The 20963-nt window shown below is 72.1% G+C and carries 17 protein-coding genes; 9 read left to right on the forward strand and 8 right to left on the reverse strand.

Annotated features, from left to right (window positions below; all coding sequences use genetic code 11):
• Positions 1 to 40 precede the first annotated feature (40 nt).
• Together ACFYQQ_RS03475 and ACFYQQ_RS03480 are read left to right on the forward strand one after the other, a co-directional pair.
• Positions 41 to 1051 (forward strand): DUF4349 domain-containing protein, encoded by a 1011-nt coding sequence (locus tag ACFYQQ_RS03475; protein ID WP_355792950.1) that lies wholly within the window; start codon positions 41 to 43, stop codon positions 1049 to 1051.
• A 27-nt stretch (positions 1052 to 1078) separates the two neighbouring features.
• Positions 1079 to 2488 (forward strand): FAD-dependent oxidoreductase, encoded by a 1410-nt coding sequence (locus ACFYQQ_RS03480; RefSeq protein WP_355792948.1) that lies wholly within the window; start codon positions 1079 to 1081, stop codon positions 2486 to 2488.
• Between the two features lie 48 nt (positions 2489 to 2536).
• Here the strand turns inward: ACFYQQ_RS03480 and ACFYQQ_RS03485 are convergent, their stop codons facing one another.
• Positions 2537 to 2872 carry a hypothetical protein gene (locus ACFYQQ_RS03485; RefSeq protein WP_355786585.1) on the reverse strand — a complete coding sequence of 112 codons (336 nt, stop codon included), beginning with the start codon at positions 2870 to 2872 and terminating at the stop codon, positions 2537 to 2539.
• Between the two features lie 124 nt (positions 2873 to 2996).
• Between ACFYQQ_RS03485 and ACFYQQ_RS03490 the strand changes: the two genes are divergently transcribed.
• The gene (locus ACFYQQ_RS03490) at positions 2997 to 3812 is read left to right on the forward strand and encodes a rhomboid family intramembrane serine protease (RefSeq protein ID WP_355786587.1); all 816 of its coding nucleotides are present in this window, start codon (positions 2997 to 2999) and stop codon (positions 3810 to 3812) included.
• Between the two features lie 7 nt (positions 3813 to 3819).
• On the opposite strand, the gene hemE is transcribed toward ACFYQQ_RS03490, so the two are convergent.
• The gene (gene hemE / locus ACFYQQ_RS03495) at positions 3820 to 4890 is read right to left on the reverse strand and encodes a uroporphyrinogen decarboxylase (RefSeq protein ID WP_355786589.1); all 1071 of its coding nucleotides are present in this window, start codon (positions 4888 to 4890) and stop codon (positions 3820 to 3822) included.
• Between the two features lie 192 nt (positions 4891 to 5082).
• Here hemE and ACFYQQ_RS03500 point away from each other — a divergent pair, with 192 nt between their 5' ends.
• The 5 genes from ACFYQQ_RS03500 to ACFYQQ_RS03520 all read left to right on the forward strand — a co-directional run bounded on the left by ACFYQQ_RS03500 (position 5083) and on the right by ACFYQQ_RS03520 (position 11943).
• On the forward strand, positions 5083 to 5709 hold the full coding sequence (locus ACFYQQ_RS03500; RefSeq protein ID WP_388903399.1) for a DUF3000 domain-containing protein: 627 nt from the start codon (positions 5083 to 5085) through the stop codon (positions 5707 to 5709).
• Positions 5710 to 6076: 367 nt separating this feature from the next.
• The gene (locus ACFYQQ_RS03505; protein ID WP_356174473.1) at positions 6077 to 6736 is read left to right on the forward strand and encodes a response regulator transcription factor; all 660 of its coding nucleotides are present in this window, start codon (positions 6077 to 6079) and stop codon (positions 6734 to 6736) included.
• Between the two features lie 128 nt (positions 6737 to 6864).
• The gene (locus ACFYQQ_RS03510; RefSeq protein ID WP_356241965.1) at positions 6865 to 8148 is read left to right on the forward strand and encodes a ribonuclease D; all 1284 of its coding nucleotides are present in this window, start codon (positions 6865 to 6867) and stop codon (positions 8146 to 8148) included.
• 445 nt (positions 8149 to 8593) lie between these two features.
• Complete coding sequence (locus ACFYQQ_RS03515; RefSeq protein WP_355783915.1) at positions 8594 to 9820, forward strand: acetyl-CoA C-acyltransferase; 1227 nt, start codon at positions 8594 to 8596, stop codon at positions 9818 to 9820.
• The gene (locus ACFYQQ_RS03520) at positions 9817 to 11943 is read left to right on the forward strand and encodes a 3-hydroxyacyl-CoA dehydrogenase NAD-binding domain-containing protein (RefSeq protein WP_355783912.1); all 2127 of its coding nucleotides are present in this window, start codon (positions 9817 to 9819) and stop codon (positions 11941 to 11943) included. The genes ACFYQQ_RS03515 and ACFYQQ_RS03520 overlap by 4 nt, the downstream gene beginning before the upstream one ends.
• A 98-nt stretch (positions 11944 to 12041) precedes the next feature.
• Here the strand turns inward: ACFYQQ_RS03520 and ACFYQQ_RS03525 are convergent, their stop codons facing one another.
• The gene (locus tag ACFYQQ_RS03525) at positions 12042 to 13055 is read right to left on the reverse strand and encodes a hypothetical protein (RefSeq protein WP_355783917.1); all 1014 of its coding nucleotides are present in this window, start codon (positions 13053 to 13055) and stop codon (positions 12042 to 12044) included.
• A 90-nt stretch (positions 13056 to 13145) separates the two neighbouring features.
• On the opposite strand from ACFYQQ_RS03525, the gene ACFYQQ_RS03530 reads away from it, so the two are divergent.
• Complete coding sequence (locus ACFYQQ_RS03530) at positions 13146 to 13529, forward strand: NTP pyrophosphohydrolase (RefSeq protein ID WP_355783910.1); 384 nt, start codon at positions 13146 to 13148, stop codon at positions 13527 to 13529.
• On the opposite strand, the gene ACFYQQ_RS03535 is transcribed toward ACFYQQ_RS03530, so the two are convergent.
• The 5 genes from ACFYQQ_RS03535 to ACFYQQ_RS03555 form a co-directional block, all read right to left on the reverse strand.
• Positions 13520 to 14986, reverse strand: a complete 1467-nt coding sequence (locus tag ACFYQQ_RS03535; protein WP_355783908.1) for a glycosyltransferase family 39 protein — start codon at positions 14984 to 14986, stop codon at positions 13520 to 13522. The two genes, ACFYQQ_RS03530 and ACFYQQ_RS03535, sit on opposite strands and share 10 nt — an antisense overlap.
• Positions 14987 to 15058: 72 nt before the next feature.
• Positions 15059 to 16582 carry an amino acid permease gene (locus ACFYQQ_RS03540; RefSeq protein ID WP_355783905.1) on the reverse strand — a complete coding sequence of 508 codons (1524 nt, stop codon included), beginning with the start codon at positions 16580 to 16582 and terminating at the stop codon, positions 15059 to 15061.
• 145 nt (positions 16583 to 16727) lie between these two features.
• The gene (dxs, locus tag ACFYQQ_RS03545; RefSeq protein ID WP_356241969.1) at positions 16728 to 18650 is read right to left on the reverse strand and encodes a 1-deoxy-D-xylulose-5-phosphate synthase; all 1923 of its coding nucleotides are present in this window, start codon (positions 18648 to 18650) and stop codon (positions 16728 to 16730) included.
• Between the two features lie 228 nt (positions 18651 to 18878).
• Entirely contained in the window at positions 18879 to 20171 is a 1293-nt protein-coding gene (locus tag ACFYQQ_RS03550) for a sugar ABC transporter permease (RefSeq protein ID WP_355781765.1), read from the reverse strand.
• Positions 20168 to 20956, reverse strand: coding sequence for an ATP-binding cassette domain-containing protein (locus ACFYQQ_RS03555; RefSeq protein ID WP_355781767.1), 789 nt, complete (start codon positions 20954 to 20956; stop codon positions 20168 to 20170). The genes ACFYQQ_RS03550 and ACFYQQ_RS03555 overlap by 4 nt, the downstream gene beginning before the upstream one ends.
• Between the last annotated feature and the right edge of the window lie 7 nt (positions 20957 to 20963).

The following is a 20963-nucleotide window of genomic DNA, read 5'->3' on the forward strand; positions in this document are numbered from 1 at the left end:
GGAGCGTCAGTCGTCACGACGCCCCCGGGGGGATGCCCACATGCAGACACGACGCTCGGTACGACCTGTCCAGGCTCTGGCGGGAGTCCTCCTCGCCGCCGCTCTCGCGCTGACGGGCTGCGGCGGCGCCGACTCCGCCGACGGCGGCTCCGACGCGGGCGGCAAGGCGTTCGACTCGGGTGCCCGGGAGCAGGACGCGAAAGCCGCGGACGGCGGCGGGAGCGGCAGGGGCAGCGCCGGCGCGCAGTCCAGGCCGACCGCCGCGCCGAAGGCCGCCGCGAGCCACATCATCCGCACGGCCTCGCTGACCGTGCAGGTCAAGGACGTCCCCGACGCCCTGGCCGACGCCCGCACCACCGCGGAGGACGCGGGCGGCTTCGTCGGCAGCGAGACGACGAGGCGGGACGAACGCGGCCACGAGCGGACCCGGGTCGTCCTGCGCGTGCCCGTCGAGCGGTACGAGGAGGTGCTCGACGACCTGGAGGGGTCGGGCAAGCTCCTCGCCCGCACCGGCAAGGCGCAGGACGTCACGGAGCAGGTCGTCGACGTGGAGAGCCGCGTCAAGTCGCAGCGTGCCAGCGTCGCCCGGATCCGCGAGCTGATGGACAAGGCCACCAAGCTCGCCGACGTGGTCACCCTGGAGGGCGAGCTGAGCAGCCGTCAGGCCGACCTGGAGTCCCTGCTCGCCCAGCAGGCCTCCCTGAAGGACCGCACGAGCCTGGCCACGATCACCCTGTCCCTGACGCAGACCCCGGTGAAGAAGGCCGGCACGGAGGACGAGGACCCGGGCTTCCTGGACGCGCTGGCGGGCGGCTGGCACGCGTTCGTCACCACGCTCCGCTGGATCGCGGTCGCCTTCGGCGCGGTGCTCCCGTTCCTCGCGGGCGCGGCGCTGCTCGTCCTGCTGTGGGCGCGCCTGGTGCGGCCCCGGCTGTCGCGCCGGACGGCGCCGGCCCCCTCGGGCGGTGCGCTGCCCGTCGCCCCGCCCGTCCGTCCGCAGGCCGGGGGCCGCGCGGAGGCACGCGGGGAGGGGGCCCGGGAGCAGGACTGAAATGCCGTGTCCCCGTAGCGTGTTCACATGAGCATGAGCCCTGTGAGCGGTACCGGCGGGAAGAAAGAGCGACTGGTCGTGATCGGCGGCGACGCGGCGGGCATGTCCGCCGCGTCGCAGGCACGCCGGCTGCGGAGCGCGGACGAGCTGGAGATCGTGGCGTTCGAGCGGGGCCACTTCACCTCCTACTCGGCGTGCGGGATCCCGTACTGGGTGGGCGGTCAGGTCGCGGGCCCGGACGAGCTGATCGCGCGTTCCCCGCAGGAGCACCGGGAGCGCGCCATCGACCTCCGGATGCGGACGGAGGTCGTGGAGATCGACGTCCCGGGCGCCCGGGTCCGCTCCCGGCACGTCGACTCCGGCGCCGAGGAGTGGACCGGGTACGACAAGCTCGTGATCGCGACCGGGGCGCGCCCCGTCCGCCCCGACCTGCCCGGCGTGGACGCCCCCGGGGTGCACGGTGTGCAGACCCTGGACGACGGCCAGGCCCTCCTGGACACGCTGGCCGGCACCGAGGGGCGGCACGCGGTGGTCGTCGGCGCCGGCTACATCGGCGTGGAGATGGCCGAGGCGCTCATCAACCGCGGCTACGAGGTGACGGTCGTCAACCGCGGCAGGGAGCCGATGTCCACGCTCGATCCGGACATGGGCCGCCTGGTGCACACGGCCATGGAGGGCATGGGCATCACCATGGTGAACGACGCCGAGGTGACGAAGATCCTCACCGGTGACGACGGCCGGGTCCGCGCGGTCGCCACCCAGGACGCCGAGTACCCCGCGGACGTCGTGGTGCTCGGCATCGGCGTACGCCCCGAGACCGCGCTGGCGCAGGCGGCCGGGCTGCCCGTCGGTGAGCACGGGGGGCTGCTCACGGACCTGGCTATGCGGGTCCGCGGGCACGAGGACATCTGGGCGGGCGGCGACTGCGTCGAGGTGCTGGACCTGGTCTCCGGACGCGAGCGGCACATCGCGCTGGGCACGCACGCGAACAAGCACGGGCAGGTCATCGGCAGCAACGTGGGCGGCGGGTACGCCACCTTCCCGGGGGTCGTCGGCACGGCGGTGAGCAAGGTCTGCGAACTGGAGATCGCCCGCACCGGGCTGCGGGAGAAGGACGCGCACCGCGTCGGGCTGCGGTTCGAGTCGGTCACCGTGGAGTCGACGAGCCGCGCGGGCTACTACCCGGGCGCGGCGCCGATGACGGTGAAGATGCTCGCCGAGCACCGCACGGGACGGCTGCTGGGCGTGCAGATCGTGGGCCGCGAGGGCGCGGGCAAGCGGGTCGACATCGCCGCGGTGGCGCTCACCGCGGGCATGACGGTGGAACAGATGACGGCGCTGGACCTCGGGTACGCGCCGCCGTTCTCCCCGGTCTGGGACCCGGTCCTGGTGGCGGCCCGCAAGGCGGTGGCGGCGGTGCGCGACGGCGCCCGCTGAGCGGGGTACCGGCGGCGCGGCGGCGTCCGCCGCGCCGGACCCGCCGCGTCAGGCGGACTCGTGCTGCCCGGTCCCGTTGATCCGCTCGATGGCCTGCCGGGCCTGTTCAGCGGGCGGGCGCCCCGGCAGCGAGGAGACGGAGCCCGATACAGGCACCGTCGAGGCCGGCGCGGTGGCCGGTTTCGCGTGGGCGGCCGGGCGGGCCGAGCGCAGCCGGTGGCTGACGGCCTCGTCGAGGGTGACCGGGCGCTGCATGCGCGCGGCGAGCCGGCCGGCCTCCTGGCCGAGCGCGGCGAGGTCCTCCCAGGGCAGGTGCAGCACCAGGGCGATCTCGGCCTCGCCGTCGGGCAGGGCGTGCATCGGAGGAGTAACTCGCTCGTTCATCGCCTGTGTCCTCACGTCTTCCTCGCCGCGGCTTCCTCGCGCCACGGGCGGTCGAGGAGTCATACGCGGGCGCGGACGGGCCCGTTCACCGATTCGGCCCACGGATCGAGGGCAGTAATCCGGTGTGGTCATCCCCGTCCATGACGTGAATCCGGCGCGCCGTACGCCGTACGTGACGTACGCGCTGATCGCGGCCGGCGTCCTCGTGTTCCTCTTCACGCCGGGCATCGCCGGTTCGGTGGCGGGCCAGAGCGAACTGGCGCAGCTGTGCCACCTCCAGGCGTTCCTCGACCAGTACGCCGTGGTGCCGCGGGAGCTCGTCCACCACCGGATGCCGGACCTCGTGCCGACCGGCGCGATCGGCGTGGGCCCGCAGGGGCCGGGTTGCCTGGTGGGCCCGCCGGACTACGACAAGTCGCCGGCGCTGTCGGTCCTGTCGGCGATGTTCCTGCACAGCAGCTGGCTGCACCTGCTCGGCAACATGCTCTTCCTGCTGATCTTCGGCAACAACATCGAGGACCGGCTGGGGCACGTGCGGTTCGCACTGTTCTACGTCGCCTGCGGCTACGCGGCGGCGTACGGCTTCGCGCTGCTGAACGACGACTCGGGGGACCCGCTGATCGGCGCCTCCGGGGCGATCGCCGGGGTCCTCGGCGCGTATCTGGTGCTCTATCCGAAGGCCAGGGTCTGGGTGCTCGTCCCGTTCCTGGTGTTCCTGCCGCTGCGGCTGCCCGCGTGGATCGTGCTGGGCTTCTGGTTCGTGCTCCAGGCGGTGTACTCGTCCGGCGGCGGGGTCTCCGACGCGGGGACGGTGGCGTACGCGGCCCACGTGGTCGGCTTCCTGGCGGGCATGCTGCTGGCCTGGCCGCTGCGTCCGGGCACCCCGCCCCCGCCGGAGCCGCGCAGCCTGCTGTGGGGCAGGCAGGCGCGGCACGCGTGAGGATCCGTCAGCGGGCGGTGTGCGTGTGGACGTGCTCGACGAGGCGGGTCAGCGCGTCCGGGTCCGTGGTCGGCAGGACACCGTGGCCCAGGTTGAAGATGTGGCCCTCCAGACCGGCGGCGGCGTCGAGCACCTCGCGGGTCTTGGTCCGCACGGCGTCGGTCGTGGAGAACAGGACGGCCGGGTCGAGGTTGCCCTGGAGCGCCTTGCCGGGGCCGACGCGGCGGGCGGCCTCGTCCAGCGGGACGCGCCAGTCGACGCCGACGACGTCCGCTCCGGCCTCGCCCATCAGGCCCAGCAGCTCGCCGGTGCCGACACCGAAGTGGATGCGCGGGACGCCGTATCCGGCGACGGAGTCGAACACCTTCGCCGAGGCGGGCATCACCGAGCGGCGGTAGTCGGCCGGGGCCAGCGCGCCGACCCAGGAGTCGAAGAGCTGGACGGCGCTCGCGCCGGCCTCGATCTGCACCTTCAGGAACGCGGAGGTGATCTCGGCGAGACGGTCGAGCAGGTCGGCCCACAGCTGCGGGTCGCCGTACATGAGCGCCTTGGTGTGCTCGTGGTTCTTGGACGGGCCGCCCTCGACGAGGTAGCTCGCGAGGGTGAAGGGCGCGCCCGCGAAACCGATGAGCGGGGTCTCGCCCAGCTCGGCCGTGAGCAGCTTGATCGCCTCGGTGACGTAGGAGACGTCCTCGGGGGTCAGGTCGCGCAGCTGCGCGAGGTCGGCGCGGGTACGGATCGGGTTCTCGACGACCGGGCCGACGCCCGGCTTGATGTCGAGGTCGATGCCGATGGCCTTGAGCGGGACGACGATGTCGCTGAAGTAGATCGCCGCGTCCACGCCGTGCCGGCGGACCGGCTGGAGGGTGATCTCGGCGACCAGCTCGGGCCGCATGCAGGACTCCAGCATGGGGATGCCCTCGCGCACCTTCAGGTACTCGGGGAGTGAGCGCCCGGCCTGCCGCATGAACCACACCGGCGTGTGGGGCACGGGCTCGCGCCTGCACGCCTTGAGGAAGGCGGACTCGTACGTGGCTGTCGGCTGCTGGCCCGTCGGGCGGCGATCGTTGGCACTCACGACGGAAAGTCTCGCACGGTCCGCGGGCGGTCCCGTCCCGGGCACGGGCGCCCGCGCCGGGGCGCGTTCGTACGGCGTGATCCGGACAGTGGCGCCGTCCACGGGTGTCCTTCCCTGCGCGGAGGCCCCGTTCCCCTTAATCTTCCCCGCATGGCTGCGGCTCAGGGACGACTGTCGGACGGCGCTGGCGGGATGGACGACTCGAAGGAGGGGGAACGGGATGCGGGGGACGCGGCTCCGCTGCCCTTCCGGGCCGCCGTCGAGGCGCTGAGAGCCGCGCGGCCGCGGCCGGAGATCGAGATCGACCCGACGCGCCCGCCGCAGCGCCTGGCTCCCTACGCGTACGCGCTGGAGGCCGCGGTCGTCCAGGACGACGAGGACCTGGCCGACGGCCGGCTCGTCCTGCTGCACGACCCGGCGGGGCACGACGCCTGGCAGGGCTCCTTCCGTCTGGTGACGCTGGTCCGGGCGGAGCTGGAACCGGAGATGGCGGCCGACCCGCTGCTGCCCGAGGTCTGCTGGTCCTGGCTGACCGGCGCGCTGCAGGCCCGCGGCCTGTCGTACGGCGAGCCGAGCGGCACCGTCACGCGCGCGAGTTCGCACTACTTCGGCGGTCTCGCCGAGCGCCCCTCCGCCTCCCAGATCGAGATCCGCGCGTCGTGGACGCCGCGGGAGGGCCTCGGCGGCGTCCCGGACACCTCCGCCCATCTCGCCGCGTGGTGCGATCTGCTGTGCCAGGTCGCGGGGCTGCCGCCGGCGGGCCCGGGTGACGCGTCGGTGGTGACCCTCCCGCAGCGCCGGGGCCCACAGTCCCGCTGAGCCCCGTACCGACGACCTCTCCCTCACGAGCGCACCGGCCTTGCGGCCGGTGCGCTTTCGCATGTGCCGGCCGGCCCTCTCCCGTCCGTGCGACCCGCGTCGCGACGGCCCCGGTCAGGACCCGCGGCTGATCGTCCCTTTGTCGATACGACCACTTTCGGACGCGTAATGACGCGGATCGACTCGGTTCGATCTTCGGATGATCGATCGCGTGTCCGAATTGCACGGATTGTTACTCACTAAATCGTGATCATTCTCTAAAGGCGCACGGGTTTGATGCCGAAGACGTCTGTGACCTTCCAAGCACGGTTCATCCCGGCTTCATCCCCCCAGCCGGTCCCCCCGTCCCCGCACCCCAGGAGGCCTGGTGTCCGTTCTCCTTGAGCAGCCCGCAAGCCTGGTCGCCTACCGCCCGAACAAGCCGACCGCCATGGTGGTCGTGGCAGACCCACGGGTCCGTTCCACCGTCACACGCCACCTGTGGGCGCTCGGAGTACGCGACGTCATCGAGGCGTCGTCCGTCGCGGAGGCCCGTCCCCGAATCGGCAACCCGCGCGACATCTGTGTCGCCGAAGTCCACCTGCCCGACGGCAGCGGGCTCACCCTGCTGTCCGAGACCAGAGCCGCGGGCTGGCCCAACGGCCTCGCCCTCTCCGCCGCCGACGACATCGGTGCCGTGCGCAACGCCCTCGCGGGCGGCGTCAAGGGCTACGTCGTCACCGGTACGCGGACGAACCTGGGACTGCCCAACCGCCCCGGCGCCGCCCCCCTCGGCGGCGCGGCCCGTATGCACCGCCGTCCCCCGGGTGCCCCGAGCCACCCGGGCGGCTACCGCGAACTGTCCGGCCGCGAGGTCGAGGTGCTCCGCCTCGTCGCGGAGGGCCAGTCGAACAAGGCCATCGGCGTCTCGATGGGCCTGTCCGCGCTGACCGTCAAGAGCCACCTCGCCCGCATCGCCCGCAAGCTCGGCACGGGCGACCGCGCCGGCATGGTCGCGGTGGCGCTGCGGACCGGCATCATCCACTGACCCCCCGAGGGGTCCTCCCCGAACGTGAACCGGAACTTTCACCCCCCTGTCCGGTTTACGACCCCCAGACGCCCGCCGACGGAACGTTCCGTCGGCGGGCGTCGTCCATACACAGATACTCTTGACAGGTGACCGACGCCCAAGAGACCGCAGCAGACAGCTCACTGCGAACCACCGGAGGCGCCCCTCCGGACGACGTCGAACTGGCGCCGATCCCTTTGCTCGAGCCCCGCGAGGGCATTCCGCCCGTGATCGCCGACGACGCCTCGCTCGCCGAGATGATCGCCGCCTTCGCCGCCGGGACCGGCCCCGTGGCCGTCGACGCCGAACGCGCGTCCGGGTACCGATACGGCCAGCGCGCGTATCTGGTGCAGCTGCGCCGCGAGGGGGCCGGCACCGCGCTGATCGACCCCGTGGCCTGTCCCGACCTCTCGGGACTCGGCGAGGCGATCTCCGGTGTCGAGTGGGTGCTGCACGCCGCCACCCAGGACCTGCCGTGCCTGCGGGAAATAGGCATGATCCCCACCAGCCTGTTCGACACCGAGCTGGCCGGCCGCCTGGCCGGGTTCCCCCGGGTCGGGCTCGGCGCGATGGTCGAGAGCGTCCTGGGCTACGTCCTGGAGAAGGGCCACTCCGCCGTCGACTGGTCGACACGCCCGCTGCCCGAACCGTGGCTGCGCTACGCCGCGCTCGACGTCGAGCTGCTCGTCGACCTGCGGGACGCGCTGGAGAAGGAACTGGACCGGCAGGGCAAGCTCGACTGGGCCCGCCAGGAGTTCGACGCGATCGCGCAGGCCGACCCGGCGCCGCCGCGCAAGGACCCCTGGCGCCGTACGTCGGGCATGCACAAGGTGCGCAGGCGCCGGCAGATGGCCGTGGTGCGGGAGCTGTGGCAGGCCCGGGACCAGGTCGCGCAGCGCCGGGACATCTCGCCCGGCAAGGTGCTCGGGGACGCGGCGATCGTCGAGGCGGCGCTGTCCCTGCCCGCCAACGTGCACGCCCTCGCCGCGCTGAACGGCTTCGGGCACCGCATGGGCCGCCGTCAGCTGGAGCAGTGGCAGAGCGCCGTGGACCGCGCGCGGGCGCTGCCGGACTCCGAGCTGCCGCAGCCCGGGCAGCCGGTCACCGGTCCCCCGCCGCCGCGCGCCTGGGCCGACAAGGACCCGGAGGCCGCGGCACGGCTGTCCGCCGCGCGGGCCGCGGTCTCGGCGCTCGCCGAGCGGCTGAACATGCCGCAGGAGAACCTGATCGCGCCCGACACCGTGCGCCGGGTCTGCTGGGAGCCGCCGGCCGCGCCCGACGCCGACTCGGTCGCCGCCGCGCTCGCCGCTCACGGGGCGCGCGCCTGGCAGGTCGAGCAGGTCACGCCGGTCCTGGTGGCCGCGCTGCGGTCCGGGACGGCCAAGGCCTGACGGTCCGCCCGACGGCGCCGGTCGGGCAGCCGTCGCGGACGAACGCCGTGCGGTGAGCGGCGGTGAGCGGTCAGGACGATCGGGGCCGGGAGGGGACGAGTGTCCCGGCCGGGGTCGTCCGACGGCACCCGCCCGCGGCCGTCCGCGCCCTCCGGCGGCCCCGGCACGGCGGAACGGCGACGTCGAGTTCACGCCAAGATCCCGGGCGGCCGTCCGCTGCACCCCTGGCGGCGGTAGCGGCGTCCCGGGGTGCGGTGCGGGACTGCCCACCGCTCCCCCGGGCCCTCGCGGGACGCCTCGGCGCCGCGCTCCGTGTGTGACCTTCGCCGCTCCCGGCCGGGGGACTGGGCAGCATGGTTACCCGCAAGTAGCATGAAGGGGTGAGCGCGCGCTCAGGCGTATGCGCCGCGCAGCAGTGCCATCCCGCATCTGGAGGAGAGCCATCGTGCCTCGTACCGTCAGGGACGTCGTCTTCGTCGACGGCGTCCGCACCCCGTTCGGCAAGGCGGGCCCGAAGGGCATCTACCACGAGACCCGCGCCGACGACCTCGTCGTGAAGGCCATCCGGGAGCTGCTGCGCCGCAACCCCGGCCTGGACCCCAAGCAGATCGACGAGGTCGCCATCGCCGCGACCACGCAGATCGGTGACCAGGGCCTGACGCTGGGCCGCACGGCCGGCATCCTCGCCGGGCTCCCCCAGTCGGTCCCCGGCTACTCCATCGACCGCATGTGCGCGGGCGCGCTGACCGCCGTCACGACCACCGCGGGCTCCATCGCCTTCGGCGCGTACGACGCCGTCATCGCCGGTGGTGTCGAGCACATGGGCCGCCACCCGATGGGCGAGGGCGTGGACCCGAACCCGCGCTTCGTGTCGGACAAGCTGGTCGACGAGTCGGCCCTGTTCATGGGCATGACCGCGGAGAACCTGCACGACCGGTACCCGCACATCACCAAGCAGCGCGCCGACGAGTACGCCGTGCGCTCGCAGGAGAAGGCCGCCAAGGCGTACGCCAACGGCAAGATCCAGGCCGACCTGGTGCCGATCTCGGTGCGGAACACCAACGCGGAGGTCGGTGAGACGGGCTGGGGCCTGGTCACCGCCGACGAGCCGATGCGCCCGGGTACGACGCTGGAGAACCTGGCCGGCCTCAAGACGCCGTTCCGCGTCCACGGCCGGGTCACCGCGGGCAACGCCGCCGGTCTGAACGACGGCGCCACCGCGTCGATCATCGCGTCCGAGGACTTCGCGCGCGAGCACGGCCTGCCGGTCAAGATGCGCCTGGTCTCCTACGCCTTCGCGGGCGTCGAGCCCGAGGTGATGGGCTACGGCCCGATCCCGGCCACCGAGAAGGCCCTCGCCAAGGCCGGCCTGTCGATCGAGGACATCAACCTCTTCGAGGTCAACGAGGCGTTCGCCGTCCAGGTCCTCGCCTTCCTGGACCACTACGGCATCGCGGACGACGACGCGCGCGTCAACCAGTACGGCGGCGCCATCGCGTTCGGCCACCCGCTCGCCTCCTCCGGCGTCCGTCTGATGACGCAGCTGGCCCGCCAGTTCGAGGAGCAGCCGGAGGTCCGTTACGGCCTCACCACCATGTGCGTCGGCTTCGGCATGGGCGCCACGGTGATCTGGGAGAACCCGCACCACAAGGACGCCGGAGGCGACAAGTGACCACCGCTGAACTCCTGAAGGGCGCAGCCGAGCTGTTCCCTGACGAGGTCGTGACCTCGGCGCACGTACGCCACCTCGACCTGCCGTTCAACGCCGGGCGCTTCGCGCTCGTCACGCTGGACAACGGCTTCGACCACACCAAGCCGACCACCTTCGGCCCGCAGTCGCTGGCGAACCTCGACGCCGCGATCGACCAGGTCGAGCGGGAGGCCGCGGCGGGCGAGATCGTCGGCGTCGGCCTCACCGGCAAGCCGTTCATCTTCGCGGTCGGCGCCGACCTCAAGGGTGTCGAGCTGCTGAAGAACCACGACGACGCGCTCGCCATCGGCAAGGGCGGCCACGAGGTCTTCAAGCGCCTGTCCGGCCTCGCGGTCCCCACCTTCGCGTACTACAACGGCGCGGCGATGGGCGGCGGCGTCGAGGTCGGCCTGCACTGCAAGTACCGCACGGTCTCCGCGTCCATCGCGGCCTTCTCGCTCCCCGAGGTCTTCCTCGGCCTGGTCCCCGGCTGGGGCGGCTGCGCCCTGCTGCCGAACCTGATCGGCGCCGACAAGGCCGTCTCGGTGATCATCGAGAACTCGCTCAACCAGAACAAGCAGCTCAAGGGCCACCAGGTCTACGAACTGGGCATCGCCGACGCCCTGTTCGAGGGTGCCGACTTCCTGGAGCAGTCCCTGCTGTGGACGGCGTCCGTCCTCAAGGGCGAGATCGTCGTCGAGCGCCCCGAGGTCGACCGCGGCGAGGCCTGGGACCAGGCCGTCGCCAAGGGCCGCTTCGTCGCGGACTCCAAGGTGCACGGCGCCGCCCCGGCCGCCTACCGCGCCCTGGACATCATCGCCGCCGCCAAGAACGGCGACCTCCAGCAGGGCTTCGACGCCGAGGACACGGCGCTCGCCGACCTGATCATGGGCGGCGAACTGCGCGCCGGCATCTACGCGTTCAACCTGGTGCAGAAGCGCGGCAAGCGTCCTGCGGGTGCCCCGGACAAGTCGCTCGCGCGTCCGGTCACCAAGGTCGGTGTCGTCGGCGCCGGTCTGATGGCCTCCCAGCTCGCGCTGCTGTTCCTGCGCCGCCTGGAGGTCCCGGTCGTCCTCACGGACATCGACCAGGAGCGCGTCGACAAGGGTGTGGGCTACGTCCACGCCGAGATCGAGAAGCTGCTCGGCAAGGGCCGCATCAACCAGGACAAGGCCAACCGCCTCAAGGCCCTGGTCACCGGTGTGCTGGACAAGGCCGAGGGCTTCTCCGACGCCGACTTCGTCATCGAGGCCGTCTTCGAGGAGATCGGCGTCAAGCAGCAGGTGTTCGCGGAGGTCGAGGCGGTCGCCCCGGCGCACGCGATCCTCGCCACCAACACCTCCTCGCTCTCCGTCTCGGAGATGGCGTCGAAGCTGAAGAACCCCGAGCGGGTGGTGGGCTTCCACTTCTTCAACCCGGTCGCGATCCTGCCGCTGCTGGAGATCGTGCGCGGCGAGCAGACCGACGACGCCTCGCTGGCCACGGCCTTCGCCGTCGCCAAGAAGCTGAAGAAGACCGCGGTCCTGGTGAAGGACGCCCCGGCGTTCGTCGTGAACCGCATCCTCACCCGCTTCATGGGCGAGATCCAGAACGTCATCGACGAGGGCACCCCCGTCGAGGTCGCGGAGAAGGCGGTGGAGCCCCTGGGCCTGCCGATGTCTCCCCTGGTCCTGCTGGAGCTGGTCGGCCCCGCGATCGGCCTGCACGTCTCGGAGACCCTCAACCGGGCCTTCCCGGACCGCTTCACGGTCTCCCCGAACCTCGCGGCCGTCGTCAAGGCGGGCAAGCGCGGCTTCTACGTCTACGACTCCGGGAAGCCGGAGCTGGACCCGGAGGTCGCCGCGCTGCTGAAGCAGGGCGACGTCGTCCTGACCGAGGAGCAGGTCCGGGACCGCGTGCTCGACGCCGTCGCCCAGGAGATCGGACTCATGCTCGACGAGGGTGTCGTCGCCGAGGCGCAGGACATCGACCTCTGCCTGATCACCGGCGCCGGCTGGCCCTTCCACCTGGGCGGCATCACGCCGTACCTGGACCGTGAGGGCGTCTCGGAGCGGGTGAACGGCAAGAAGTTCCTGGCGCCGGGCGTGGCGAGCGTTCCCGCGTAACCGCCGCCCGAGTCACCCGTTGCCCGGCACGCCGACTGGTGTGCCGGGCAACGGCGTTCACGGGGCCGGACCCGAACTCCCCGGCCCGGTCACGGCGTTCACACCGCCCGCCATGCCTCCAGGGCGAGGCCCGGTTCGTCCTTGCGGCGGGTGACGAGGAGTTCGCCGGACGGGGCGAGGCTCGCCGCGACCACGCGGTCCTCCTCGTCCCTGGTCAGCGACACCACGGCGCCGTCGGGCAGCCGGGGGCCCGAGGGCGCCCACCAGGCGCCCGCGGCCTCCTCCTCGGTCGGATAGGCGGCGAAGGCGACCCGGCCGTCGGCCGCGATCTGGGCGAGCAACGTGCAGTCGTGGCCGTCCAGTTCGGTGCGGACGGCCGCGACGGGGCCCGGTCCCGCGGCGGCGAGCAGCGCGACGGGATCGGTGCCCGGGCGCCAGACGCACAGCGCGTCCGACTCGTCCGTGTAGAAGAGCGAGGTGGACTCGGCGGAGGTCGCGAGCGCGCGGAGCGTGCCGGGCCGTACGGGGGCCTCCACGGTCTCGTGCAGGACCGGCTGGGCGCCGGGCTCCTCCTGCCGCCAGTGCAGCAGCACGCCCGGGGCGCAGGCGTACAGCTCGACCCGGCCCGACTCCCCCGTCACGGCGGCGAGGCCGGTGTGGACGTCCTGTCCCTTGAGGTCGCGGAAGGGTCCCCAGCCGCCCTTCTCCTTCTGGCCGAGCATGCTCACCCCGCCGCTCCCGTTGCGCACGAAGACGTGGGCCCGGCCCTGCGCGTCGACGGCGACGGCCGGGATGCCGGTGCGGTCGCCGGTCCTGTCCGGGTGTCCGAGCGGGACCCAGTCCAGGGCCGCGAGACGGGCGCGGAAGTGCGTGGAGTGGACGAGGCCCGACTCCTTGGGGACCGTCGGCCGCCAGGACACCAGATGGGCGTAGCCGTCCGCGCCCTGGCCGACGGCGAGCACGGGATGCAGGCGCTGGTCGCCGCCGACGACCCGCGCCGGGTCCCAGGGGCCCCCGGGCCCGCGCTCGGCACGGCACAGGACAGCGGCGTCGGACAGCAGGTACACGCTCAGCCTGCCGTCGCGCCCGCGCAGGAACCAGTCCCCGTTCACCACCGTCGACACAGGCTCACTCTAATTCGGCGGTCCTGGCGGGCGTGGACGGGGCCTCCCGGGCGGCGGGCACTCTGGCAGGGTGGCCCCATGACGACCGTGACGACCCTGCTCATCGTGGACGGCGCGAACGTGGTGGGTTCCGTGCCCGACGGCTGGTGGCGCGACCGCCGGGGTGCCGCCGTACGCCTGCGGGACCGGCTCGCCGGCCTCGCGGAGCACGGGCTGCCCGGCCGGCCCGGCCCTGTGGAGATCGTCCTGGTGCTGGAGGGCGCGGCCCGCGGCGTGGAGTCCGTCCCGGGGGTGCGCGTCGAGGACGCCCCGGGCAGCGGCGACGACCGGATCGTGGAACTGGCGTCGGCGTCACCGGACCGCGCCCGTCTCGTCGTCACCGCCGATCGCGCACTGCGGGACCGGGTGACCGCGGTCGGCGCGGAGGTCGTGGGTCCGCGCGCGGTGAACGGTCAGTCCTGACCCCGGGCGGGTACGTAGAGCACCGCCCCGGCGACCTCGCCGACGGCCACGTACCGCTCGGCCAGCAGCCGCCGCAGTGAGGGCACCCGCTCGGGGCGGTACGGCCGGCCGCGCGAGTCGTCGACGATCAGCGCCGGCGGGCGGGCGGCCATCTCCTCGCGGAACACCGGCCAGGTGCCCTCCACGCCGTACCTCTCGCCCACCCGGGGGCCGTCGCGCCCGCCGCTGTAGTTGGTGAGCAGACCGGCCGTCAGATAGCGGCTGGCGGGCTCGCGGTGGGCGAGCCAGTAGACCTCCGGGTGTATGCCCCACACCAGGACGCGGTCGCCCGGTGCCGTCCGGCGGGCCACCGTGTCGGCGAGGCGCTGCGCGTGTGTGAGGTCGGACCGGGGGGCGAGAGCGCCCCAGGAGAGGAAGAGCGCGCAGCAGCAGGCCGACGTCAGCACCGCCGTCACCAGGCGCTCCCGCGGCAGGATCTGGAGCGCCGCCGTCGCCAGCAGCGCGATCGGCGGGAGGAGTTGCAGGTAGTAGTGGCCGAAGAAGTGGAACCCCGCGGACACCGCCACGACGGAGGTGCCCAGCCACAGCCACAGGTCCGCGGGTCCCGTACGGGTGAGGCGCAGCGCGCGGACGACGGGCGGGATCAGCCCCGCGCAGGCCACGGCGAGGATCGCGGTGTTGACCGCCGCCCGGGTCAGCACGTGCGGTCCCGACCCGGTGAAGCTCGCGTAGGAGCCCGAGCCGGTGACCGTCCAGAACAGGAAGCCGGCAGGGCCGGTGAGCAGCGCGGCGCCCAGCACCGGCAGGGTGGCGCCGGCCGCCGTGCGCAGTGCGGCGGCCCGTCCCGCGCCGTCCCGGTACAGCAGCCACAGCACCGGCACGAGTACCGCGCCGCCCGTCTGCTTCACCAGGAACGCGCAGGCGACGGCGGCTCCCGCCGCGCCCCAGCGGCGCCGGTCGGCGCACCACATCGCGGCCGCCGTGCACGGCAGTATGAACACCTCGAAGGTCGCGGCCTGCGCGTCCTCGGGGTTGAGCCCGACGGAGGCCAGCAGGTACAGCGTCCCCGCCGTGCGGCCGGCTCCGGCGCCCCATCTGCGCCGTGCCAGGGAGGCCAGGAGCAGCGCGGTCAGCAGCTGGGCGACGACGGCGAGGACCCGTACGGGGGTCAGCGATCCGGAGCCGAAGACGGCGAAGGCGCCCTGGTAGAGCCAGGGCAGCAGCGGCGGCTTGCGGTCCACGACGGTCTCGTAGAGGTCTCCGCCGTCCGCGAGGAGCCGCGCCTGGACGGCGAGGAATCCCTCGTCCGGGTTCCACAGCGGCCGCAGGAAGGAGGGCACGCGGGTCGCGCAGGCCAGCAGCGCCAGCGCGGGCACCAGCCGCCCCCAGTAGGCGCGGCGCCCGAGCCGCCGGGAGCCGGGCAGGGAGCGTGCGGGGGCGAGGGGGCCGGCGAGCATACGGTGCACGCTATCCGGCCCCGCAGTCCCGCCTGAGCGGGACATACGGGGCCGGATCGGAAATCGGTCGGGTCACTCGGTGGTGCGGCCGGGCGGGGGCACGGAGCCGGCCGCCGCGGCCTGCTGGCTCCTGCCGAGGCGGCTGTGGGAGCGCCCGTACAGGAAGTACACGAGGAACCCGATCGCCATCCAGATGCCGAACCGCAGCCAGGTCTCGGCGGGCAGGTTCAGCATCAGCCACAGGGAGGCGAGCACCGACACGATCGGCAGCACCGGCACCAGCGGGGTGCGGAAGGAGCGGGGCAGTTCGGGACGCGTACGGCGCAGGATGATCACGCCGATCGCGACGACGACGAAGGCGAACAGCGTGCCGATGTTCACCAACTCCGCCAGCTCGCTCAGGCTGGTGAAGCCGGCCAGGATCGCGATGACCACGCCGAGCAGGATGGTCGGCCGGTGCGGGGTCTTGAAGCGCGGGTGGACCCGCGAGAAGAAGCGGGGCAGCAGCCCGTCGCGGCTCATCGCGAAGAAGACCCGGGTCTGGCCGAGCAGCAGGATCATGCAGACGGTGGTGAGGCCGACGGCGGCGCCGAAGCTGATGAAGCCGGCGAACCAGGGGTGCCCGGTGGCCTTGAAGGCGTCGGCGAGCGGGGCGTCCACGGACAGCTGCTTGTAGTTCTGCATGCCGGTGACGACGATCGACACCGCGACGTACAGGGCGGTGCAGATGATGAGGGAGCCGATGATGCCGCGGGGCATGTCGCGCTGCGGGTTGCGGGTCTCCTCGGCGGCGGTGGCCACGACGTCGAAGCCGATGAAGGCGAAGAAGACGACGGAGGCGGCGGTGAAGATGCCCATCACACCGAAGTTGGAGGGCGCCCAGCCGAACATCAGCTGGATCAGCGGGGAGTCGAGCCCGCTGCCCGCGTCCACGGGCTTCGCCTTCGGGATGAAGGGGTCGTAGTTCTTCCCCTCGATGAAGAACGCGCCCGCGATGATCACGACCATGACGACCGTCACCTTGATGGCGACGACGACGGCGGTGACCCGCGCGGAGAGCTTCGTGCCGATCACGAGGATGGCGGTGAGCACCAGGACGAGGGCGGCGGCCAGGATGTCGAAGCCGAAGCCGTCGGCCCCCTCACGGCCGCTGAGCGCGTCGGGCAGATGCCATCCGGCGTTGTCGAGCAGCGAGGCGATGTAGCCGGACCAGCCGACCGCGACCACCGCCGTGCCGAGCGCGAACTCCAGGACCAGGTCCCAGCCGATGATCCAGGCGGGCAGTTCGCCCAGGGAGGCGTACGAGAAGGTGTACGCCGATCCGGCCACCGGGACGGTGGACGCGAACTCGGCGTAGCAGAGCGCGGCCAGCGCGCAGACGACACCGGCGACGACGAAGGCCAGGGCCACGGCCGGACCCGCGTTGTTCTTGGCGACCGTGCCGGTGAGGACGAAGATGCCGGTGCCGATGATGACACCGACGCCGAACACGGTGAGATCCAGAGCGGACAGCGACTTCTTGAGTGCGTGCTCCGGCTCCTCAGTGTCCAAGATCGACTGTTCGACCTTCTTCGTTCTGAAGAGGGTGCTGCTCACGGGTGTACCTCCCACGCTCGTCGTCCTCGACATGATCCGAGGGGGTTTGAGCTCCGCATGCCCCGGCACGGGCCGGTTCACGCGAACGGGCCGGTCCCACCACCCGTACAGGGAGGCGGAACCGGCCCAATGGCGCAGCGGAGGGTCAGTCGCGCGCGGACTCCACGGCGTGCGCGGAGGCGCGCTCGAAGCGGCCGTCCAGCTTGGCGACGAGCCCGGTGACCTGGCGGGCGATGTCCGGGGCGGTCAGGCCGATCTCCGCCATGACCTCCTTGCGGGAGGCGTGGTCGAGGAAGCGCGGCGGGATGCCGAAGTCGCGCAGCGGCACGTCGACACCGGCGTCCCGCAGGGCCTGCGCGATCGTCGAGCCGACGCCGCCGACGCGGGAGTTGTCCTCGACGGTGACGACCACGCGGTGCTGCTCGGCGAGCGGGGCCATGGCCTCGTCGACGGGCTTGACCCAGCGCGGGTCGACGACGGTCGTGGAGATGCCCTGCTTGTCGAGGAGGGCGGCGATCTCCAGGCACATCGGGGCGAGGGCGCCGACGGAGACGAGCAGCACGTCGGGGGCGTCGGTGCCGGGGGCGCGGAGCACGTCCATGCCGCCGACGCGGCCCACGGCGGGCACCGCGGGACCGACGGCTCCCTTGGAGAAGCGGACGACGGTCGGGGCGTCGTCGACGTCCACGGCCTCGCGGAGCTGGGCGCGGACCTGGTCGGCGTCACGCGGGGCGGCCAGCCGCAGGCCCGGGACGACCTGGAGGATCGACATGTCCCACATGCCGTTGTGGGAGGCGCCGTCGGTGCCGGTGACGCCGGCGCGGTCGAGCACGAAGGTGACGCCGCAGCGGTGCAGGGCCACGTCCATCAGCACCTGGTCGAAGGCGCGGTTGAGGAAGGTGGCGTAGACGGCGAAGACGGGGTGCAGTCCGCCGGTGGCGAGGCCGGCCGCGGAGACGGCGCCGTGCTGCTCGGCGATGCCGACGTCGTACACCCGCTTCGGGAAGGCCTTGGCGAACTTGTCGAGGCCGACCGGCTGGAGCATCGCGGCGGTGATGGCGACGACGTCCTCGCGCTCCTGGCCGAGCCTGACCATCTCCTCGCCGAAGACCGAGGTCCAGTCCGCGCCGGAGGAGGCCACCGGCAGGCCCGTGTCCGGGTGGATCTTGCCGACGGCGTGGAAGCGGTCGGCCTCGTCCTGGAGGGCGGGCTGGTAGCCGCGGCCCTTCTCGGTGAGGCAGTGCACGATGACCGGGCCGCCGAAGCGCTTGGCGCGGGCGAGCGCCGACTCCAGGGCCTCGATGTCGTGTCCGTCGATCGGGCCGACGTACTTCAGGCCCAGGTCCTCGAACATGCCCTGCGGGGCGATGAAGTCCTTGAGCCCCTTCTTGGCGCCGTGCAGGGTCTCGTACAGGGGGCGGCCGACGACCGGGGTGCGCTCCAGGAGGTCCTTGCCGCGGGCCAGGAAGCGCTCGTAGCCGTCCGTGGTGCGCAGGGTCGCGAGGTGGTTGGCGAGGCCGCCGATGGTGGGCGCGTAGGAGCGCTCGTTGTCGTTGACGACGATGACCAGCGGGCGGTCCTTGGCGGCGGCGATGTTGTTCAGCGCCTCCCAGGCCATGCCGCCGGTGAGGGCTCCGTCGCCGATGACGGCCACGACGTGGTCGTCCCGCTCCAGCACCTCGTTGGCCTTGGCGAGGCCGTCGGCCCAGCCGAGGACCGTGGAGGCGTGCGAGTTCTCGATGACGTCGTGCTCGGACTCGGCCTGCGAGGGGTAGCCGGAGAGGCCGCCCTTCATCTTCAGGCGGGAGAAGTCCTGACGGCCGGTGAGCAGCTTGTGGACGTAGGACTGGTGGCCCGTGTCCCACAGGACCCTGTCCTTCGGCGACTCGAAGACGCGGTGCAGGGCGATGGTCAGCTCGACGACACCGAGGTTCGGGCCGAGGTGGCCGCCGGTCTTGGAGACCTCCTCGACCAGGAAGGTCCTGATCTCCTCGGCCAGCTGCGTCAGCTCTTCCAGGCTGAGCCGGTCCAGATCGCGCGGTCCCCTGATGCGGGTCAGCAGCGGCACCCGTGCCTCCTTGCAATAGAGCTGTTCGAGCTTTGCCGGGTCTGTCGAGTCTAATGTTCCGCCTTTGCCGACGGTGCCCGGGCCATGCGTTGTACGTCACGCGAACGGACGTAAATCTTCTCGTACGAGCATTCCACCGCGGGACGCAGGGGTACGGGGACAGGGAAGTGCCCGGCACCGCCATTGGTGCCGGGCACTTCGATCCGGGGCCGGAAGGGCCGGGAGCCGCTAGGCGCGGCCCGCCGTCTTCTGGGTCTTGCGGGTGACGGCGTCGATGACGACGGTCGCCAGCAGCACGCCACCGGTGATCATGTACTGCACCGGAGAGGCGATGCCCTCCAGGGCGAGGCCGTACTGGATCGAGACGATCACGAGGACACCGAGCAGCGCGTTCCAGGTGCGGCCGCGGCCGCCGAAGAGGCTGGTGCCACCGATGACGGCCGCCGCGATGGCGTTCATCAGCAGGTCACCGGCGCCGGCGCCCTGGTTGGCGGAGGCGATCTTCGAGGCGATGAACAGACCGCCGATCGCGGCGAAGGTGCCGGAGATCGCGAAGACCGAGATCCGGACCATCTCCACGTTGATACCGGCACGCCGGGAGGCCTCGACGCTGCCGCCGAGCGCGAAGATCTTCCGGCCGTAGGAGGTACGGCGCAGGACGAAGTCCGTGAACAGCAGCACCGCGATGAAGATCACCACGGCCAGGGGCAGGCCCTTGTACTGGTTGTAGAGGATCGCCACGGCGAACGCGAGGATCCCGAGCAGCGCGGTGCGCACGATGATCTCGCTGAGCGGCTGGGACGGCACGCCCGCGGCCTCGCGACGGCGGTTGCCGAAGAACGAGGTGAGGAAGTACACCGCGGTCACGACGATGGCGAGGACGTAGGCGGCGGCCACATCGGTGAAGTAGTAGCTGGTCAGCTTGGCGACGACGCCCTCGCTGTCCAGGTTGATGGTGCCGTTGCTGCCGAGGATCTGGAGCATGAAGCCGTTCCAGAACAGCAGACCCGCCAGGGTGACGGCGAAGGCCGGCACACCGATCCGTGCGAAGACGAAGCCGTGGATGGTGCCCGCGACGGTGCCGGTGAGGATGGCCAGCACGAAGGCCAGCCACTCGTTCATGCCGTGGGTGACGTTGAGCACCGCGAAGGCGGCGCCCGCGACACCGGAGACCGAGCCGACCGACAGGTCGATCTCGCCGAGCAGCAGCACGAAGACGATGCCGACCGCGATCATGCCCGTGCCGACCATGGCGACGGAGATGTCGGACAGGTTGCCCGCGGTGAGGAAGTTCGAGTTCAGGCTCGCGAAGATCGCCCAGATGATGATCAGGCCGATGACGACCGGGATGGAACCCAGGTCGCCGGACTTCATCTTGCGCTTGAACTCGGACACGTAGCCCGCGAGGCCCTGCTCGCGGACGAGGAGCCGGGGGTCGACCACGGTGACGGCCTTGGCGGCCGCCTCGGGGTTCGCCACCAGGTGCTCTTCAGGGGTCTCAGAGGTCTTGTCGATGCTCACTTCTGAGCCTCCCCATTGCGCGCCGCACGACGGGTCACGGCGTTGTCCGTGGCGCCCGTGATGGCGGAGATGATCTCTTCCTGGGAGGTCGACTTGACCTCGAAGACGCCGTTGTTGCGCCCGAGGCGCAGGACGGCGACCTTGTCGGCCACGGCCTTCACGTCCGCCATGTTGTGGCTGATGAGGAGGACGGCGTGGCCACGCTCGCGCAGGCGCTCGACCAGGTCGAGGACCTGCGCGGTCTGCTCGACGCCGAGAGCCGCGGTGGGCTCGTCGAGGATGACGAGCTTGGGCTCGCCGAGCATCGAACGGGCGATCGCCACGGTCTGGCGCTGACCGCCGGAGAGCGAGGCGATCGGGATGCGGACGCTGGGGATGCGGATGGACAGCGTGTCCAGCAGCTCGCGGGAGCGGCGCTCCATCTCGACCTCGTCCAGGACGCCGCGCTTCTTCAGCTCACGGCCCAGGTAGAGGTTGCCGACCACGTCGATGTTGTCGCACAGCGCGAGGTCCTGGTAGACGGTCGCCACGCCCAGGTTCTGGGCGTCGTGCGGCTTGTTGATCGAGACGGACTTGCCGTCCCACTCGATGACGCCCTCATCGATGGGATGCACGCCGGCGATCGTCTTCACCAGCGTGGACTTTCCGGCGCCGTTGTCGCCCACCAGGGCGACCACTTCACCGGCGTGGACCTCAAGCTCTACATCGGTGAGCGCCTGGACGGCACCGAATCGCTTGGAGACCCCGCGCAACGCCAGAACAGGCGTAGCGGACACGTGAACCATCTCCTTC

Origin of the sequence: Streptomyces sp. NPDC005496 (assembly GCF_042872045.1) — a bacterium.
Lineage (GTDB): Bacteria > Actinomycetota > Actinomycetes > Streptomycetales > Streptomycetaceae > Streptomyces.

Bases quoted from the DNA above. Each gene is read 5' to 3' on its own strand.
- ACFYQQ_RS03475 (WP_355792950.1), top strand. From the start codon at position 41: ATGCAGACACGACGCTCGGTACGACCTGTCCAGGCTCTGGCGGGAGTC.
- ACFYQQ_RS03480 (WP_355792948.1), top strand. From the start codon at position 1,079: ATGAGCATGAGCCCTGTGAGCGGTACCGGCGGGAAGAAAGAGCGACTG.
- ACFYQQ_RS03485 (WP_355786585.1), bottom strand. From the start codon at position 2,872: ATGAACGAGCGAGTTACTCCTCCGATGCACGCCCTGCCCGACGGCGAG.
- ACFYQQ_RS03500 (WP_388903399.1), top strand. From the start codon at position 5,083: ATGGACGACTCGAAGGAGGGGGAACGGGATGCGGGGGACGCGGCTCCG.
- ACFYQQ_RS03530 (WP_355783910.1), top strand. From the start codon at position 13,146: ATGACGACCGTGACGACCCTGCTCATCGTGGACGGCGCGAACGTGGTG.
- ACFYQQ_RS03535 (WP_355783908.1), bottom strand. From the start codon at position 14,986: ATGCTCGCCGGCCCCCTCGCCCCCGCACGCTCCCTGCCCGGCTCCCGG.
- ACFYQQ_RS03555 (WP_355781767.1), bottom strand. From the start codon at position 20,956: ATGGTTCACGTGTCCGCTACGCCTGTTCTGGCGTTGCGCGGGGTCTCC.